Below are 16,079 nucleotides of genomic sequence, written 5' to 3'. Positions count from 1 at the left end.
TTACCCGACTTTTTCCGGCAACAGTATTCCAGGATTGAGGATTCCACGGGGATCCCAGGACGATTTGATCAACTGCATTGCGGCGATGTCGGTTTCAGTGCGCCCCAGCGATATCCACGGCGACTTCGCGCGGCCTATCCCGTGCTCGGCGCTGATGCTTCCATGGTGGACGGCGACGAGTCGGAACACCGTATCGGTCAGTTCGTGTGCGACCCTCGGCTCGGCATCCAGAAGGTTCACATGAATGTTTCCGTCGGCGAAGTGCCCGAACAGGATTGGCCGCACGAGGGGGAATCGTTGTGCCAGGCTTTCTCGGAGGTTGTCGATGAACATTCCCATCACGGACAAGGGGACGGAGATGTCGAGCTTGACTACCGGCGTCGTCGACGACGCGCTGATGCTTTCGGTATGGCTTTCCCGCAGAGTCCACAGTTTTCGAGCCGGCCCAGGCTCGACCGTCGCGTCCTCGATGAGGTCGGCAGAGTCGGAGAGTACTTCGAGGAGCGACTCTTCCGTTTCGCGCGGTGATGACACCTCGATGAGTGTGTACATCGGTGAAGGGGTGCCGAACGGGCGACGGGCATCGGTGTGTGCGCAGACGAGGGAGATGCCGTCGTCGGTCATGATCTCGGCGGCTTCGACGGTCAATCCGCTCTGACGCACGCGATTACACAAATGAAGCGCTTGATCGACTTCGCGTACACCCGCGAGCACGACCTGGGTGTCGGTCGCCGGGGTGACCAGCTTCATCAGGACCTTGGTGATGACTGCGAGCGTTCCCTCGCTGCCGGCGAGAAGTCCTGGAATATCGTATCCGACATTGTCTTTGACGAGTGGAGTCCATCTACTCAGCACCGAACCGTCCGCGAGCACGGCTTCGATACCGAGTATCTGTGCGCGTGTATTTCCGTATCGGACCATGCGCGTCCCACCGGCGTTGGTTGCGACGATGCCGCCGAGTGTTGCGGATTCCTTTGATGCCAAATCGATTCCGAAGCGGAGACCGTGTGCCGATGCGGCCAGGTCTGCGCGAGCAACGGTCACGCCGGCGCCGGCTGCGATTGTCCGACCGATGGGGTCGACGGCTTCGATCGTCTCCAGACGTCTGGTACTCAGCACCACGGACCCAGTCGAGGCGATTCCACCACCGACCAGTCCGGTGTTGCCGCCTTGCGGTGTGACGGGAACCCCCGCGTCGAAGCATGCTCGAAGAACCGCAGACACTTCGGAAGTGTTGCCGGGGCGGATGACCGCGATCGCGTCGCCGATCCAACGTCCCGTCCAGTCACGTGTGTAGCCCTCGATCAGTTCGGGATCGGTAAGGACATGCGTGTGGCCGACGATCTCAGCTAGGGCGTCGAGAAGCCTCGCGTCTGTTGCAGGTTCAGTGAGTGTTCGGGGGTTCATGTGCAACCTTGTGATCGTTCGGGTGACAATTTTTGGGAGACAGACGGTGGATCAACGTGAACTCGATCCTCCGACCTCAGGTGATGCCGTGTCCAAGACCAAGTAGTGACACCACCATCTGTTTTTCTTATAATCGCCGTATGAACCTGCAGCGTGCCCGTTATCTGATCGCTCTGTCGGATCATGGGAGCTTCACTCGAGCCGCTGCGAACGTCCACGTCGCGCAATCGGCCCTCAGTCAGCAGATCAAGGTTCTCGAGCGCGAACTCGGAGTTCCGCTGGTGGATCGTCGGGGTCCGCAGTTCACCTTCACGGAAGCCGGCAAGGTGGCGGTACGAGAGGCGCGCTTTTTGATCGGGTGTGCGGACCGGGCGGTCGAACGAATTCGGTTGGCCGCGCGCGGTGTGGACGGAGAACTGCGCATCGCGTACACCCGTTCGTGGGCGGGCGGCGCAGTCGCGGATCTGGTCAGCACCTATCGAAGGCTCTACCCGGGCGTCGAAGTTGTCGTTCATCGTGGCACTTCGGCGCAGACTGTCGACCTCGTCCGAACCGGAGCCGTCGACATCGCGGTTGTTCGCCCGCCGCTCGATGAAGACGATCGAGAACTTCCCCTGATCGTCCTCGATACCGAACCTATCCTGGTCGCTGTTCCCGTGGATCATCCGTTCGGTGGTCGAGCGACGCTCGAACTCGGAGATCTGGTGGACGTCCCCGTTGTGTTCTGGCCGGAGGCCAACGCCCCGGGGATGTATTTGCGTACGCTCGACCAACTTTGGCCAAACGGGGCGCCCAGCATCGTTCGATTCGAGGCCGACGACGAGCAGGTGCTGCATGCCGTCTCGGACGGGGTGGGTATTGCGCCGATCCCCCAGGGCAGAGCGCGGATGCTCCGCATCCCGGGTGTCCATCTATGTGAGATCGCCGGTGAGCAACCAACTCTCGACGTGGCAGTGACCTACCGGCCGGATAATCCGAATCCGGCGCTTGCGCCGTTTGTTGCGCTCGCTGAACGCGAAAGATCGTCAACCACTGTGTAGTACCTGTGATGCGCGGTGGGTCCTATCCGCCATCGAGGACCAGCATCATGGCCGTTGCGCGTGCTCGGTTCTCGATGGAATCGACGTGGAATCCGACGTGCTGGGACAGTTTCGCCAATCGGTGCGCGACGCTGCTGTGGTGAAGATGCATGGAATCTGCTGCGGCCCTCAAGGTTCCGGACTGCAGGTATGACCTCAAGGTTTCGAGTAGTTCTAACCCCTGTTTGGTATCGCCGATCTCTTCGGCACGAACCAGATCCGGTATTCGCGAGTGATCGATGTGTGGTCCCGGCGCCAAGAGGTTGAGGGCGCCGAGATTGTCGGCGTTCACGATCGGTGTTGTTGCCGACGCCTGTGTACGAGCGAATCGTGCAGTGCTCAGTATTGTGCTCACTTCGGAAGCGGGAGCAGTCAAAGATATTCCGGCGCGAATGAATGACGACAGCGCGGCCTCGGACAGCTCGGGTGTCGCCGCGAACGAACCCGTCACGAGATTCAGATACTCGCCGTCAGCGTCTATCCCAGTGGCTTTGCCAGGTTTGTAATCTGGCGAAATGACAAGGTGTGCAGCACCTTCGGCCGTGCCTGAGACTGCCTTGGTTGCCATTACACGGACTGGGGTATGGGGTTCGACACCGAGACCGGCGCAGGAGGTGAGCACCGCGAGTTCATCCATCGGGAACAACAGATTTCGAGTGTGCTCGGCTTCGGTAGGCAGGCGTCGCGGTTGCAGAATTATCGCTGCGGTCAGGGCCATCCGGTCGACGAGCATTTCGTCGAGTGGCAAGCTGGCCCCGGGTCGTTCGATCCATACCGTTCCGAGAACCTCGTCGTCTACGGCAATGTTTCTGGTCATGCTCGGTGGGAGCTGAGGATCGGGTGACCATCGGCCGCGCGGATCGCAACGGCGCAAATTCTTCTTGCTTCTGCCGCGCTCGACGATCTCGATACCCACGACGCAGTCCGCCAACTGCGCGCTCGCACGAAGCAAAGACGCGGTGTCGGAGCCGTGCCGCACGAGGGCGTCGAAGTAATCGATGACACGTACCAGGCCTGCCGAGTCTGCATCGAGCTCGGCAAGCCGGTACATCAGTCCTTGCATCTCGCAACGCTACGAGACCGGCGAGAGCGAACGCAACCCTCTCCTGAGCGCAGTGAGGGCTTCGGCGGCACCTCTTTCGCTGACCGCGGCGGTCGCGACCAGTGCCGACCCGTGAAAGGTTCCGGGGAAGGAATGCAATTCGACGCTGACTCCCGCTTGCAGCAGCCGAAGGGCGTATTCGATTCCTTCGTCGCGGAGCGGGTCGAGTTCCATGGTGGACAGGTAGGTCGGCGGCAGACCGGTGAGGTCGGTAGCCCGGGACGGCGCAGCGTAAATGGACACGTCAGGATCTTCGGGACCGGAATACGACTCGCCGAGATAGTACTTCCACGACAGGATGGCGTTAGGGCGGTGCCACAAGGGGGTGTCGACGAAGTTCGTCATCGAGACCGTCGCCAGGCGGTCGTCGAGTTCAGGGATTTCGAGGAATTGGAAGGCCACGGGCACAACGCCCTCGTCACGGGCTTTGAGGACAGTGCCTGCGGCCAGTCCACCGCCTGCGCTCTGCCCTCCCACTGCGATGCGGCGTGCATCGACCCCCAGCTCCTCGGCATGGGCGTGGATGTAGAGGAGTGCGGCGTAGCAGTCGTCGACGGGGCCGGGGAAGGGGGTTTCGGGGGCGAGGCGGTACTCCACGTTCGCAACGGCGAATCCGAGTTCCCGCGCCACCTCGACGCAAAATGGATCGCTGGATTCTGCGGTGCCGATTGCGAATCCGCCGCCATGGATCCAGAGCAGAACGGGGACAGGGCCGGCAGTGTTGTCCGGGGTGAAGAAACGAATCGTGACCTCCGGATCGCCGTCCAGGCCGGGTGCCGACAGTTCACGAAGCGAGACTCCGTCGAATGACAGGTCGGCCAACATGGTGCCGACCAGAGCGTCGTAGGTGGCCCGTGCGTTGGGGAGGTCAGCGAAGTCCACCTTCGGGAGCATGGTGAGTGCCGCGGCGAGTTCGGGGTCGAGAGTCGGGAATGTTGTCATGCACCCATCATCGAGCCTGAATGTGGCCTACGTCACCAGCGGCTTGTAGGAAATCGGAGAGTCTCCCTCCGACACCCGTCGGATCTCCCTAGGATGACGCCGGTGGACAGGGTACATCTCGGGGTGGGTTCGAGCGATTCGAAAAGTGGGGCACGGATTGGTGGACGACCTCCGCAGGTTTTCGCTGGTCAGGCGATTCTGCATTCGCACGAGTACCTTCTGACGCTCGAGGCACACACGGCGCCGTGGCTCGGCGCGCGAGAGCTTTCGGTCTTCATCCGTCGAGGTTTCTCCATCGGCGACGACGACCTCGAATACCCGGACATCGGGGTTAGGGCAGTCCTGCACCCCTCGTCGTCACGAAGTGCGGAATCGGCGGGCAGCCATGCGGGCCTTGGCAGCGCGGCGTTGATCAGGATTCCCTCGGACGACGAGGTGATGCCGTTGGTGTTGATAGCTCCGCAACCGGTGCTCATTCAGAACGAACCGTCGTATGCCGAATCCGTGGAGGCGGATGGACACAGCTTCCTGTTCCAGATCAACGAAGAGGGGTGGCCGGTGGTTGCCGAGTCCCACCCCGATTTCGTAGAGGAGTACCTATTCGGTTACGGGTCGGTGTATTTCTACGGGAGCACTGACGCGACCGGGCTCGTTCGCGAAGTTGTGCCGGGATTTCTCGACTTCTGACCGGCCCGACGGCCCGTCCGCCGATACCGTGGGCAGCGTATCGCGACCGGCGGTTATGTCCTCGGAAAAATTGTTTCGGAAGTTTGTCGATCGGTGAGTGCGCCGTTCGACGTGTAAGCAGAGGGACCGAACAGAGCGGTCCACGAACGAAGGAGATTCTCATGAAGTACATGCTGATCATGCGTTCCACCGATGAGGCTATCGAAGCATCCAAGGACATGGACTTCGACGAGATCATCGCGGCGATGGGGCAGTACAACGAGTCCCTGATCAAGGCAGGTGTCTTGCTGGCCGGTGAGGGACTGGCGATGGAGGAGGGATTCATCGTCGATTTCGAGTCCGATCCTCCGCTGGTCTCCGACGGCCCGTACGGGGAGACGAAGGAGTTGTTCTCGGGATTCTGGATCATTCAGACGTCGACCAAAGACGAAGCCTTGGAATGGGCGAAGCGCTGCCCGCTCGGGCCCGGAAGCAAGCTCGAGGTACGCCGCGTGAGCGAGATGTCGGACTTCGATCAGGACAACGAGTACATCCAGAAAGAGGCAGGCTGGCGTGAAGAGCTCGGTACCGATCGTCCGGTCGCAGGCTGAACCATGACCGACGAGGCGGTGCGAGAAGAAACGAGAAAGGCTGTCGACGCGGTCTGGCGTATCGAATCCGCGAAGATTGTCGCCACGTTGACTCGCACCGTCGGAGATCTTGATCTCGCCGAGGATCTGGCCGCGCAGGCTCTGCTCGAAGCCGTCGAGCAGTGGCCCGCGACGGGGGTTCCGAGAAACCCCGCTGCCTGGCTGACATCTGTGGCGACACGACGAGCAATCGACGGGTGGCGACGACGTGAGAGGTTGGACGAGCGCTACGCCCACTTTGCGCGTGAACTCGAGAACGACGCTTCACATTTCGACGACGTCAGCTGGGATCCGGACCGCATCGACGACGATGTCCTTCGCCTGATGTTCATCGCCTGCCATCCCGTGTTGAATCGAAAAGCGCAGGTGGCGTTGACGCTTCGAGTGGTGGGTGGTTTGACCACGGAAGAGATTGCGAAAGCGTTCCTCACGCCGACGGCGACGGTGCAGCAGCGGATAGTCCGCGCGAAGAAGGCGCTGACCGCCTCGAAAGCGGTTTTCGAAGTTCCAGGGCGAGAAGAGTTTTCGAGCAGATTGAGCGCCGTCCTCGGAGTGCTGTACCTGGTGTTCAACGAAGGCTATGCAGCCAGTTCCGGGGAAGAGTGGATGCGGGCGGAGCTCAGTGCTGAGGCTCTGCGGCTCGCGCGAATACTCGCCGAATTGGTCCCCAGGGAGTCCGAGGTACACGGCCTTGTCGCTTTGATGGAGCTGACAGCCTCGAGATTCGGCGCTCGGACAACCTCGACCGGTGAGCCCATCCTGCTGGCTGACCAGGATCGGACGAGGTGGGATCGCCTACAGATCTCGCGTGGGCTTGCCGCGCTGGAACGAGCTGACGCCGTCGGGCGTGGACGAGGCCCGTACGGCCTGCAGGCGGCGATTGCCGAATGTCATGCGCGAGCAGCAACTTTCGAAGACACCGATTGGAAGAAAATAGTCATCCTCTACGAGGCTCTGGCGCAACTGGCGCCATCGCCCGTGGTCGACCTCAATCATGCGGCGGCGGTATCCATGGCATACGGTCCTGGCCCTGCGCTCGAATTCGTCGACAAGCTTGTCGCTTCAGGTGAACTGGCCGACTACCACCTGCTTCCCAGCGTTCGGGGGGAGCTGCTCAGTCAGCTCGGCCGATCCGAGGAGGCTAGAACCGAACTCCTCGAAGCGGCTCGGCTGGCCGGGAACGAGCGTGAGCGCGCTGTGCTGGTCGCGAAAGCCGATGCGCTGCTGCCGGATCGGTAGTCACGCGATTGTTAGTCAGGGCTGAGTCGGATCATCATTGGGCACCATGGGCGGCATCCCGACTCCGTAGGGATCGAGCATGTCCGATACACGTCGACCCCACCGTTCATGCGCGGACTGACGGGTCATTCCGGCAGCGCGGCCGATGGTTGACCATGTTGCGCCGAATCTACGCAGGCTCATGACGCTTGCCGTCGAATCGATACCTGCGGCGAGCTGAATCCGGAAACAGGCCAACTGCCACGCCATCTGACGCTGCGCCGGGATGTCGGTGTCCTGTTCTGCCTCCCACCCAGGGCTGCCAGGTAAAGGATCTGTTCCGACAATCTTGTCTGCCTGAGTGCCGGCCTCGGTGATCGCGGCGTTGACCGTGGTGATCGCGGCGGTCTCGATCTTCGCAGTCAGGGCGCGTTCGATCAGGTCTTCCATGAGAAGTTCTCCTTTCGTCAGGACTAGCCTGACAGGCGCTGTTGAATTCTGTCAAGAGTCCCCTGACGGACTTTGAGTTTAATTAATGCACGATCTATTTGTGTACTATCTAAATGGTCTCCGGTTCTGTTGACCGTCGTCGAAGGGGTTGCTGGTGAAAATCGTGGTTTTGTCGTTCCTGGTGGCGTTGACTTTGATGACGGTCGGGATCATCGCCGCGCGCAAACGCAGCACTCGACCTGCCGTGACCGGGGCAGTTACTGCGGCGTCAACGGTTCTCGCTGCCGCCTGGACACTTTTTGCCGTGGCCTTCGTATTGGCCTGATCGTGCTGCAGTGCCGATGCGCCGGTAGTGGTGGTGAAGGAACTTCGCAGCAGGTCAGATGCGTTTTGTGTGCGGCGCGATGCCGCATACTCTGGCAGACGTGGCAATCGCTGAAACAGACAGAAACTACGGCGGAAGGTCGGTCGCGGCTCGGAAGGCCGAACGCCGTTCCCTCTTTTTGAATGCTGCTCTCAGTGTGTTTGCAGACCAGGGGTATGCCGGAAGTTCGGTGGCGGATATCTGCGCGTCCGCGAGTCTGGCCAGAAGGCAGTTCTACGACGAGTTCGGTAGTCGCGAGGATCTACTCCTCGCGCTGTATGACCAGATTCAACTCGACGCCAGAATTGCAATGGTCGACGCACTCGATGCAGAGCCTTCGGTCAATCTCCGTGACAAGGCAGCGACGGCCATGGCCGCCTTCGTCGAGTCGGTCGGAAGTGACCCACGACGCGCACACGTTGCCTTCATCGACGTCGTAGGTGTCAGTCCCCGGGTGGAAAAGCATCGTGTGGACCAACGTTCGGTCTGGGCAACATTTTTCGAGTCGATCATCAAAGGGATCGTGGGCGAAGATTACGAACCGCCGGGTGGTTACCGGTGGGCGTCCACCGCTTTCATCGGCGCGCTTACCGCGCTGGTGCACCAGTGGAGCACTGCGGAGCCTCGTCCTCCCGTGTCGGTACTGGTCGATCTGATGACGGTGCTCTTGAATGCGTTGATCGACGACGCGCCCCTTCGCGCCGACGAATAGGTCACGAACACCAGGGGATTGTAATCCGGCCCACAACGCTCTACTCTCGTCCTCAATGTGTTAGACACTCGCATCTAACTTGTGTGCTCGTGATGAGAACTGCGGCAACACAAGGCAATCTGTGCTTTTCCGGGGAGGAATTGGTATGGGACGACGCTGGACAACTGACCGAAAACGCGGGGGCCTCGCAATTGCCGTGATTGCAGTAATCGGGCAGATCGGACTTTCGGCACCTGCCTCAGCGGCACCGGACGAAGGTGTTCCCGCCCAAATTCAGGTCCAGCCTGCCCTGCCGCCTGCGGTCGCACCGCCTTTGCCTGAACTGGACCAGGCCTTCTATGAACCGCCTGTCGAGGTCGTCGAATCCAGGGAACCGGGTGAGATCATCGCCGCTCGTGCGGTGAATCTCGGTACTCTCAACCTGATTCCGACCAACGTGGATGCGTGGCAGATCTCGTATCGATCCAATAATGCTGCGGGCGAGGCGATTCCTGCTGTCACCACAGTGATCAAGCCGCGTGGCGACACTCGCGATGGAGGCCCGCGCCCGCTGCTGTCCTTTCAGATGGCAGAGGATTCACTCGGAAACTACTGCGCACCTTCGTATGTCATGCAGCAAGGCGCGTTGCCGTGGCTGGTGACGGGCGCTGCGACCGGTGGGGCTCAATTCCTCGAAGTGCAGGCGGCACTGGCGCAGGGTTGGGCATTGTCGGTGCCCGATCATCAGGGACCCAATTCTTCCTTCGCCTCCGGCCCCGTCGCGGCCCGGATCACGCTCGACGGTATCCGTGCTGCTGAGAACTTCGAACCCATGGAGCTACAAGGGCGGTCAACTCGCGTAGGGCTGCTCGGCTACTCGGGTGGATCGATTCCTACTGGTCACGCAGCTGAAATACGGCAGGCGTACGCGCCGGAACTGAATATCGTCGGAGTCGCCGAAGGTGGTGTTGCCGCGGATCTCGGCGCTTTGCTCGACAATGCCAACAACGCTCTAGGGGCCGGGATCGTCGCTGCCGGTGTAATCGGAGTGAGCCGAGAAGATCCTGAACTTGCAGGCTTCATCGATCAGCACATAAACCCTGCCGGCCGAGCGCTTTTCGCTGCCAAGGACAACCTGTGCATGCTCTGGACGTCAGCTGCAGTGCCCTTCCTCAACATCAAGGGCTTCCTCGATGTCCCGGGAGATCCCGTCCAACACCCCACGGTGAGAGCTGCGCTCTCCCGAGCTGCCATGGGTAAGTCGGTTCCTGACGTGCCGATGTACATTTATCAGTCGAATCCCGACTGGTTGGTGCCTGTTGGCCCGGTGAACAAACTTGTCGATACCTATTGCCAAGATCCTTCTGCGAGTGTCGTTTACACCAGAGACCACTTCAGTGAGCACGTCAGCATGGAAGTCGTCGCATTGCCGAGTGCTCTACTGTGGCTTCGTGATCGGTTCGCTGGTGTGCCTGCTCAGCAGGGATGCAGCACCTTCGACGCTGGATCCATGGCGCTTGATCAGAGGACCTGGCCAGTCTGGGTGGATGCGGTCGGTGAACTCGTCGCAGGACTGTTCGGCAAGCCGATCGGGACCTGACGGGTGACGTGATTCTGCGGTGGTGAGGAATTCTCACAAGGGCAGCGTGTTGCACTGACTGGACGTTATTTCATTGATCGGGCCTTGAAGATGGTGTCTTGTCACCAATGGGTTCCTTTACCGACGAAAGGTTGCGCGATGACAAAGCTGTTGTTTGCGGTCACTTCTGCAGATCACTGGACGCTGAAGGACGGAACACCCCACCCGACCGGGTACTGGGCGGAAGAACTGGTCGAGGCGCATCGCGTTTTCGTCGACGCCGGCTACGAGATCGTGATCGCGACGCCTGGCGGTAAAGCTCCCGTTGTGGACGAGGGAAGTCTGGCGCCCGAGGTGAACGGCGGGCAAGAAGGCGCCGACCGTATGCGCAAGTACATCGCCGATCTGCAGCCGGTGCTCGATTCGCCGGAGATTTTGGAGAACGCCGATGCTGCCGATTACGACGTGGTCTTTGTACCGGGTGGACATGGACCGATGGAGGATCTTGCGGTGTCGGCATCCTTCGGTGAGCTTCTCGTGAACTTCTTGGACGCGGACAAGGTGGTCTCGGCGGTCTGTCACGCGCCGGCGGCACTCCTGCCGGCCCAGAGACCCGATGGAAGCTGGCTGTTCGACGGCTATCAGCTGACCGCGTTCACCAACGAAGAGGAGACGCAGGCTGGTCTGGCGGACAAGGCTCCGTGGCTGCTCGAAACTCGCCTACGCGAATTGGGCGGCAAATTCTCGAAGGCTGAGGCGTGGTCGCCTTATGTCGTGGTGGACCGCAAGCTCTACACCGGTCAGAATCCGGCGTCGTCACGGCCTCTCGCCGAGCGGATTGTCGCCGACTTGGGCTGAGCATGTTTTTTGGCGCCGCATCGAGGTCTCCTCGATGCGGCGCTGGTCCGTGTTCTGTTGTCGCCAAAGAGGTTTGACCTCTCAGGTTTTGAAGGTGGTGTTCGCCGGCCTGGGTTGCTGTCCGGGGTCGATCGAGGGTGGCGGGATGAACCACGGTTTGTTGTCGACACCGATCCGAATCGCCCACTTCCCGACGAACCCTGATTTCCGGTGCATCAACCGGTGGTGCGAACGGCACAGCAGGACCAGGTTGTTCATCACCGTCGGGCCGCCGTTGGCCCAGTGCCGGATATGGTGCGCATCCGTCCAGGCCGGTACACATGTGCAGCCCGGGAACGCGCAGCCTCTGTCTCGGGCGATCAACGCCACTCGCTGTTCGGGGGTGACCAATCGTTTTCCGGGTTTCGCATCCAAGGGCGTGCCGTGATCGTCGAGCAGCACGGTGGAGAGGAAACAATCACACCCGAGGAGTCTGGTTTGCGACACGGACAGTGGCCCGAGCCAGGGCATGTGCCCGACATCAAGATCCGACAGAGACTCTTCACCATCAGCCATGGAGGGTGTTGCGGCGCAGTCCCGGTGCTCCGCCAGATCCCGAGCATTGATGTGCACATTCACATGCGGACGCTGACCACCATCGGTACCAGTCTTGGCGCAATCGAGATAACGCCGGATCAGTTCGGTGAACCCGTCCGCGGTCCGTTTCGCCGCCGACCGAGCATCGGGAGTCCCGTCCGGTGCCGGGGTCGGCATCGTCAGATTCGACAACGCAGACAACAGCATTTCCCCGGTGAGGGCATCGAAATCACCGCGCATCACCACCCGACCATTGAGCGTCGACGCGATCCGCAACTCATTGAGATCGACATCTTCGGCGGGCGGAATCTCATCCGATTCGAACAACCGCTCCAAGGTCGCGATCACGTTCCGCACTTTCGTCGTCGTCGCCTCCACACCCGACGCAGCAGCGAGCAACAAATCGATGCACTTCGGTAGCGCCTCCTCCGGCATGCCTTTCGGTGGTGATTCACAGAACGCCACGATCAACACGGCGTGCTCGAAGGAGCAATCCCCGCCATCGAACCGAGCCGCCACCGCCGGAAACGGCCGCAAAGCTGCACCCAATGCGGCGATCTTCTTCCCGTCCCGAACCTGCAGCATCGTGTTAGCCGCCAACCAGGACCCCACACCGCGGCTGGCAATCACCTGATCATCCGGGCGCATCGAGAGTTCGTCGACCACTGCCACCCGCACAGCCTCGAGACGAAGAATCTCCGCGCTCGCCGACACCGCAGCCGCACGTAACTCAGCAGCCGACAACTGCCACAGACGTCCACGTAACCCCACCGCAGAACCCGAAACCACGTCCGACAACAAGACACTCATTGAATCCCCCGATCCCCTCCCCAAATCATACTCGAACACGCGTTCGAGTCAATAGGGAATTAGGCGAGGGCGCGAAGGAGTGGAGTGGGGTCCGCGACGACGAACAGATGGCCGCCTCCGTTGATCTCTTCGAAGCGAGAGTCGGGAATCAACGAGTGTGCCCAGCGGGCTACTTCGATGGGTACGTTTCCGTCGTCGGTTCCGTGTAGGAAAACCGTTGGTACCGAGATCGATTGGAAGAGTCCAGGCATCTCGTGGCGATACCGAGCCAAGTCGACAACCCCTGCGGATCCGCCCTGTGCGATCCCTTCGGATGAATCCAACTGGAGAGCGGGGCGATGTACCTCGTCGGTCATGACGGCCTGATCGGCGGCCGGCCAGATCGAGACTGAGTCGCTGCGTAGCTTGGAGAACACTCCGGTTCCTGCGAGTATTGCGCCGGCCACACGGGGAGCCCAGTTGGCGGCAAAGTACAACGCAGATACCAGTTTTATTCTGCGTCGCAAAGTATTTCGCGGTGCCCCGGGGATCATGGCGCACGCCAGCACCAGTTTCGAGACTCGTTCGGGAACGGCTGCAGCGACTGCGAGCGCGTAACCGCCGCCTCCGGAGAAACCCATCAGTGTGGCCGAGCCCAACTCGAGGTGATCGACCAGGGTGACGAAGTCGTCGTCCCAGGAATGAAATCCCTTGTCCGTGTACGGATCCGTGCGTCCGAAGCCAGGTCGATCGGGGACTATCAGCCGTATGCCTGCCGTCGAAGACGCGTTGTGGAGTGAGAGCCCTTCGTATCGGCTGCCAGGTGATCCGTGGGCCACGACTACCGGGTGGCCAGTCGGATCGCCGTACTCGCAGAATGCGATACGACGCCCCGACGCGTCGCGAATTTCGGTTGTGGTCACGCTGCTCGTCATGATGTGGTTCCTTGCTGCGCGATCGACGCCATACCGTCCAGGATGAGGGCGACTCCGAACTCGAACCTTCGGGTGGGATCGTGATGAAGTGCGAACACCGATGCCTCGCGTCGATCGGCAGGTGCGCTGTCGAAAGCGCCGCGTCCCAATTGAATTGCGACGTGTCCGGTGACGAAATCATGCAGCGCGCCGTATGCGTACGTGGCCTGCTCGTCCTCGAGGCCGGCCAAGGAAAGGGCGCTCACGACTCGGTGGGCGGTATCGTCGGCCCCGGGTGCTTCCAGTGATGCCTGCCGATGGGCTTCCAGGACCAGGGGATGGCGCATCAGGAGATCGTGGAGGCCGTAGGCGAACGTGCGGGCAACCCCGCGCCAGTCGGTCGGCCAGTCGATCGACGAGACGGCTTCGCCTACGAGAGTCGAGATCAGATCTCGCCTCAAGGCGTCGATACCGCCGGTTGTGCGGTGGACGGACATCGGCGATATGCCGAGTCGTTCGGCGAGCACTCGAAATGACACCGCATCCAGGCCGTCCGTATCGGCGATCTCTGCCGCGGCATCAAGAATCTGTCTGTGACTCAATGCTTTTGGTCGACCAGCCCTTGCAGAGTTGGTGGATTCGGATACCATGCTGACAACAATAGCGATACGCGTATCGAAATTACAAGTGTCCATCGACCTCCAAGGAGCGCTGCCCGATGACCGATCTCCATCAACTGTCCGCCGTCGAACTTGCCGGTGTGATCGCCGCCAAGCAGGTCTCGATTCCCGAAGTCACCAGGTACTTCGTCGACCGTGCGACCACTGCCGATGACGTCGGCGCCTTCACGACGATCGCCGGGGAGCACGCTGTCGCCCTCGCCGAACAAGCGCAGCGCAGGTTGGACGAGCGGGACGCCGGGCCCCTTCCGCGTCTGTTCGGCGTTCCGACGGCAATCAAAGACCTCGACGCAACGCGCGGCATTCGCACGACCTTCGGATCGGCGCTGTTTCGCGACTTCGTGCCGGACGCTGACGACGAGATCGTCGAGGCGATCCGAGAAGGTGGGTTGATCGACATCGGTAAGACGACGGTGCCCGAGTTCGGGGCAGCCTGTTACACCGAGCCGGAAGTCGCTCCGCCTGCTCGCAGCCCGTTCGATCGCACGCGGAGTGCCGCCGGCAGCAGTGGCGGCGCTGCTGCCGCCGTCGGCGCTGGTCTGGTGCCGTTTGCACAGGGAAGTGACACCGCCGGTTCGTTGCGTTCGCCGGCAAGTACGTGCGGAGTCGTCGGCCTCAAGCCGAGCCGCGGTTTGATCACGATGGGCGTGGCGGGGCATGACAACTTCGGATTTGCGAGCAAGGGGCCGATCGCCCGGACAGTTCGCGATACCGCTGCGCTGCTGGACGTTCTGGCGACGCGACCCGGCGCCGGAACTATCCACCCGCCTCGGCCGAAGTCGTTCGAAGAGTTCGTCGTACAGGCCGGGGGAGTTCGGGCTCGCCCCTTGACCGTCGCTCTTGCTCACGGATCGGTCTCCGGCGGAGCCGTGGATGCGCAGCTCTCGGCTGCTGTATCGAAGGTTGGGTCTGTGCTGGAGGGTCTGGGCCACAACGTGTTCGAGCGACCGCAGGCTCGCGATGACATTTTCATCGATGCTTTCGTCAAGATGTTCTCGTCTTTGGCGGGAACCAAGCCGATCCCGGAGGAGTACGAACACCTTCTGCGTCCGATAGTGCAACACTTGCGAGTTCAAGCAAACGAGGTGCGTTCGGGTGAGCTGGCCGCGGCAATCGGAATTGTTCAGGCCTGGGCGCGACGATGGAGTCTCGACTACGCCGACGCCGACCTTGTCGTCACTCCGACTGTGACGAAGCCGCCGCTTGCGATCGGGGAGTTGCGCAACGACGAAGACCCCGCGACCGAACTGATCGACATGGTCGCTTTCACCGGAAACACCGTCGTCGCCAATGCAACCGGTTTCCCGTCGATCAGTCTGCCACTCGGTTGGACGGAAGACGGCGTTCCACTCGGCGTGATGATCTCGGCGAAATGGGGTTGCGACGCGGAATTACTCTCTGCCGCTGCAATGCTCGAGGCCGAGATGCCGTGGAAGGATCGGTACCGATTCGACCGCGCAACCGTGCTCTAGTTCGGGAGCGGTACCCGGTCGCTCGCCGATGCGAACCCCAACCACGTGTGGCGGTTACCCCACCAGCACCACCCGACTTTCGGGGCGTTGCGGTTGTCTTTGCCGTCGCGACCGGTTCCGTTGCTGATCCACACGGCGGGAGTTCTGGTGTCGAAGGATCCGTCAGGTTTGCGCAGTCGGGAGCCGATGGTCATGAAACACTTTCCGCGTTCGAGAATGTCGGGGCGCTGCAACAGCCAGTGGATGCCTTCGGTAAGCGTCAGCGGCGTACGGTGTGCGTCGACGATTGCGGGCAATGCTTCGTCCGGGCTCCAGTTGGCCAGGTGATCCCCGCGGTCGACTCCACTGAGCAGATGTAATGAGCTTTCGGGCAGCGTTGCCTGCTCGGTGGGGGCGAACAAATCGACGTCCGCCATGTCGACGACTATGAATCCGCGCTTGTTCTCGAGCTCGAGCAGCGGAGTCAGAACTGAAGCCGGAGCCAGTTTTTCGTGCACGGTGAGTAGTCCGACATCACCGTGCCCGGTTGCGGCCTCCCTGACATCGCCGGCAGAAAGTCCGGCCATCTCGTGAACACCGAGTTCGATCAATCGCTCGGCCTGCTGATCGATGGGCGGGAGGTCGAAATGCATATCTGCGATC

17 protein-coding genes are annotated in these 16,079 nt (G+C 61.3%); 9 read left to right on the top strand and 8 right to left on the bottom strand.

From position 1 onward, the window contains the following. Positions 1–1,407, bottom strand: a complete 1,407-nt coding sequence (locus KTR60_RS27560) for an FAD-binding oxidoreductase (protein ID WP_042448192.1) — start codon at positions 1,405–1,407, stop codon at positions 1–3. A gap of 140 nt (positions 1,408–1,547) precedes the next feature. Between KTR60_RS27560 and KTR60_RS27555 the strand changes: the two genes are divergently transcribed. Next, positions 1,548–2,447: a LysR family transcriptional regulator gene (locus KTR60_RS27555; RefSeq protein WP_070162341.1), complete on the top strand. Its 900-nt coding sequence runs from the start codon at positions 1,548–1,550 to the stop codon at positions 2,445–2,447. A 22-nt stretch (positions 2,448–2,469) separates the two neighbouring features. On the opposite strand, the gene KTR60_RS27550 is transcribed toward KTR60_RS27555, so the two are convergent. Together KTR60_RS27550 and KTR60_RS27545 are read right to left on the bottom strand one after the other, a co-directional pair. Continuing rightward, positions 2,470–3,549 (bottom strand): helix-turn-helix domain-containing protein, encoded by a 1,080-nt coding sequence (locus KTR60_RS27550; protein WP_228401475.1) that lies wholly within the window; start codon positions 3,547–3,549, stop codon positions 2,470–2,472. Between the two features lie 9 nt (positions 3,550–3,558). Beyond that, complete coding sequence (locus KTR60_RS27545) at positions 3,559–4,530, bottom strand: alpha/beta hydrolase (RefSeq protein ID WP_042448196.1); 972 nt, start codon at positions 4,528–4,530, stop codon at positions 3,559–3,561. Between the two features lie 93 nt (positions 4,531–4,623). Here KTR60_RS27545 and KTR60_RS27540 point away from each other — a divergent pair, with 93 nt between their 5' ends. The 3 genes from KTR60_RS27540 to KTR60_RS27530 all read left to right on the top strand — a co-directional run bounded on the left by KTR60_RS27540 (position 4,624) and on the right by KTR60_RS27530 (position 7,085). After that, a complete protein-coding gene (locus tag KTR60_RS27540) occupies positions 4,624–5,217 on the top strand; it encodes a hypothetical protein (protein ID WP_042448198.1) in 594 nt (197 codons plus the stop codon). A 161-nt stretch (positions 5,218–5,378) separates the two neighbouring features. Then, the gene (locus KTR60_RS27535; protein WP_007735729.1) at positions 5,379–5,807 is read left to right on the top strand and encodes a YciI family protein; all 429 of its coding nucleotides are present in this window, start codon (positions 5,379–5,381) and stop codon (positions 5,805–5,807) included. 3 nt (positions 5,808–5,810) lie between these two features. Further along, positions 5,811–7,085 carry an RNA polymerase sigma factor gene (locus KTR60_RS27530; RefSeq protein ID WP_042448200.1) on the top strand — a complete coding sequence of 425 codons (1,275 nt, stop codon included), beginning with the start codon at positions 5,811–5,813 and terminating at the stop codon, positions 7,083–7,085. A 15-nt stretch (positions 7,086–7,100) separates the two neighbouring features. Here the strand turns inward: KTR60_RS27530 and KTR60_RS27525 are convergent, their stop codons facing one another. Continuing rightward, complete coding sequence (locus KTR60_RS27525; protein ID WP_042448201.1) at positions 7,101–7,514, bottom strand: hypothetical protein; 414 nt, start codon at positions 7,512–7,514, stop codon at positions 7,101–7,103. Between the two features lie 154 nt (positions 7,515–7,668). Between KTR60_RS27525 and KTR60_RS27520 the strand changes: the two genes are divergently transcribed. From KTR60_RS27520 to KTR60_RS27505, 4 genes are all read left to right on the top strand, one after another. Next, on the top strand, positions 7,669–7,839 hold the full coding sequence (locus tag KTR60_RS27520; RefSeq protein ID WP_167398225.1) for a hypothetical protein: 171 nt from the start codon (positions 7,669–7,671) through the stop codon (positions 7,837–7,839). 58 nt (positions 7,840–7,897) lie between these two features. Beyond that, positions 7,898–8,590: a TetR/AcrR family transcriptional regulator gene (locus KTR60_RS27515; RefSeq protein WP_228401474.1), complete on the top strand. Its 693-nt coding sequence runs from the start codon at positions 7,898–7,900 to the stop codon at positions 8,588–8,590. A 145-nt stretch (positions 8,591–8,735) separates the two neighbouring features. Continuing rightward, positions 8,736–10,169, top strand: a complete 1,434-nt coding sequence (locus KTR60_RS27510; protein WP_102999526.1) for a lipase family protein — start codon at positions 8,736–8,738, stop codon at positions 10,167–10,169. Positions 10,170–10,307: 138 nt separating this feature from the next. After that, the gene (locus tag KTR60_RS27505) at positions 10,308–11,006 is read left to right on the top strand and encodes a type 1 glutamine amidotransferase domain-containing protein (RefSeq protein ID WP_030537402.1); all 699 of its coding nucleotides are present in this window, start codon (positions 10,308–10,310) and stop codon (positions 11,004–11,006) included. Between the two features lie 81 nt (positions 11,007–11,087). Here the strand turns inward: KTR60_RS27505 and KTR60_RS27500 are convergent, their stop codons facing one another. From KTR60_RS27500 to KTR60_RS27490, 3 genes are read right to left on the bottom strand one after another with little or no spacing between them, the layout of a single operon-like run. Further along, entirely contained in the window at positions 11,088–12,392 is a 1,305-nt protein-coding gene (locus KTR60_RS27500) for an HNH endonuclease signature motif containing protein (protein WP_050654971.1), read from the bottom strand. A gap of 59 nt (positions 12,393–12,451) precedes the next feature. Further along, complete coding sequence (locus KTR60_RS27495) at positions 12,452–13,306, bottom strand: alpha/beta fold hydrolase (RefSeq protein ID WP_042451668.1); 855 nt, start codon at positions 13,304–13,306, stop codon at positions 12,452–12,454. Beyond that, the gene (locus KTR60_RS27490) at positions 13,303–13,935 is read right to left on the bottom strand and encodes a TetR/AcrR family transcriptional regulator (RefSeq protein WP_228401473.1); all 633 of its coding nucleotides are present in this window, start codon (positions 13,933–13,935) and stop codon (positions 13,303–13,305) included. The genes KTR60_RS27495 and KTR60_RS27490 overlap by 4 nt, the downstream gene beginning before the upstream one ends. Positions 13,936–14,003: 68 nt before the next feature. On the opposite strand from KTR60_RS27490, the gene KTR60_RS27485 reads away from it, so the two are divergent. Beyond that, positions 14,004–15,437, top strand: a complete 1,434-nt coding sequence (locus KTR60_RS27485) for an amidase (protein WP_042451664.1) — start codon at positions 14,004–14,006, stop codon at positions 15,435–15,437. Here KTR60_RS27485 and KTR60_RS27480 read toward each other — a convergent pair. Further along, positions 15,434–16,069: a DUF5701 family protein gene (locus KTR60_RS27480; RefSeq protein WP_047272329.1), complete on the bottom strand. Its 636-nt coding sequence runs from the start codon at positions 16,067–16,069 to the stop codon at positions 15,434–15,436. The genes KTR60_RS27485 and KTR60_RS27480 overlap by 4 nt on opposite strands. Between the last annotated feature and the right edge of the window lie 10 nt (positions 16,070–16,079).

Origin of the sequence: Rhodococcus sp. C1, assembly GCF_020809065.1 — a bacterium.
Lineage (GTDB): Bacteria > Actinomycetota > Actinomycetes > Mycobacteriales > Mycobacteriaceae > Rhodococcus_F > Rhodococcus_F qingshengii.
This window is presented reverse-complemented; position numbering and strand designations above follow the sequence as displayed.

What these genes read in the sequence shown, in the direction of transcription:
- KTR60_RS27535 (WP_007735729.1), top strand. Translation starts at nt 5,379, where the DNA reads ATGAAGTACATGCTGATCATGCGTTCCACCGATGAGGCTATCGAAGCA.
- KTR60_RS27530 (WP_042448200.1), top strand. Translation starts at nt 5,811, where the DNA reads ATGACCGACGAGGCGGTGCGAGAAGAAACGAGAAAGGCTGTCGACGCG.
- KTR60_RS27495 (WP_042451668.1), bottom strand. Translation starts at nt 13,306, where the DNA reads ATGACGAGCAGCGTGACCACAACCGAAATTCGCGACGCGTCGGGGCGT.
- KTR60_RS27555 (WP_070162341.1), top strand. Translation starts at nt 1,548, where the DNA reads ATGAACCTGCAGCGTGCCCGTTATCTGATCGCTCTGTCGGATCATGGG.
- KTR60_RS27500 (WP_050654971.1), bottom strand. Translation starts at nt 12,392, where the DNA reads ATGAGTGTCTTGTTGTCGGACGTGGTTTCGGGTTCTGCGGTGGGGTTA.
- KTR60_RS27545 (WP_042448196.1), bottom strand. Translation starts at nt 4,530, where the DNA reads ATGACAACATTCCCGACTCTCGACCCCGAACTCGCCGCGGCACTCACC.
- KTR60_RS27485 (WP_042451664.1), top strand. Translation starts at nt 14,004, where the DNA reads ATGACCGATCTCCATCAACTGTCCGCCGTCGAACTTGCCGGTGTGATC.
- KTR60_RS27515 (WP_228401474.1), top strand. Translation starts at nt 7,898, where the DNA reads ATGCGTTTTGTGTGCGGCGCGATGCCGCATACTCTGGCAGACGTGGCA.
- KTR60_RS27510 (WP_102999526.1), top strand. Translation starts at nt 8,736, where the DNA reads ATGGGACGACGCTGGACAACTGACCGAAAACGCGGGGGCCTCGCAATT.
- KTR60_RS27550 (WP_228401475.1), bottom strand. Translation starts at nt 3,549, where the DNA reads ATGCAAGGACTGATGTACCGGCTTGCCGAGCTCGATGCAGACTCGGCA.
- KTR60_RS27490 (WP_228401473.1), bottom strand. Translation starts at nt 13,935, where the DNA reads ATGGTATCCGAATCCACCAACTCTGCAAGGGCTGGTCGACCAAAAGCA.
- KTR60_RS27480 (WP_047272329.1), bottom strand. Translation starts at nt 16,069, where the DNA reads ATGCATTTCGACCTCCCGCCCATCGATCAGCAGGCCGAGCGATTGATC.
- KTR60_RS27505 (WP_030537402.1), top strand. Translation starts at nt 10,308, where the DNA reads ATGACAAAGCTGTTGTTTGCGGTCACTTCTGCAGATCACTGGACGCTG.
- KTR60_RS27540 (WP_042448198.1), top strand. Translation starts at nt 4,624, where the DNA reads ATGACGCCGGTGGACAGGGTACATCTCGGGGTGGGTTCGAGCGATTCG.
- KTR60_RS27525 (WP_042448201.1), bottom strand. Translation starts at nt 7,514, where the DNA reads ATGGAAGACCTGATCGAACGCGCCCTGACTGCGAAGATCGAGACCGCC.
- KTR60_RS27560 (WP_042448192.1), bottom strand. Translation starts at nt 1,407, where the DNA reads ATGAACCCCCGAACACTCACTGAACCTGCAACAGACGCGAGGCTTCTC.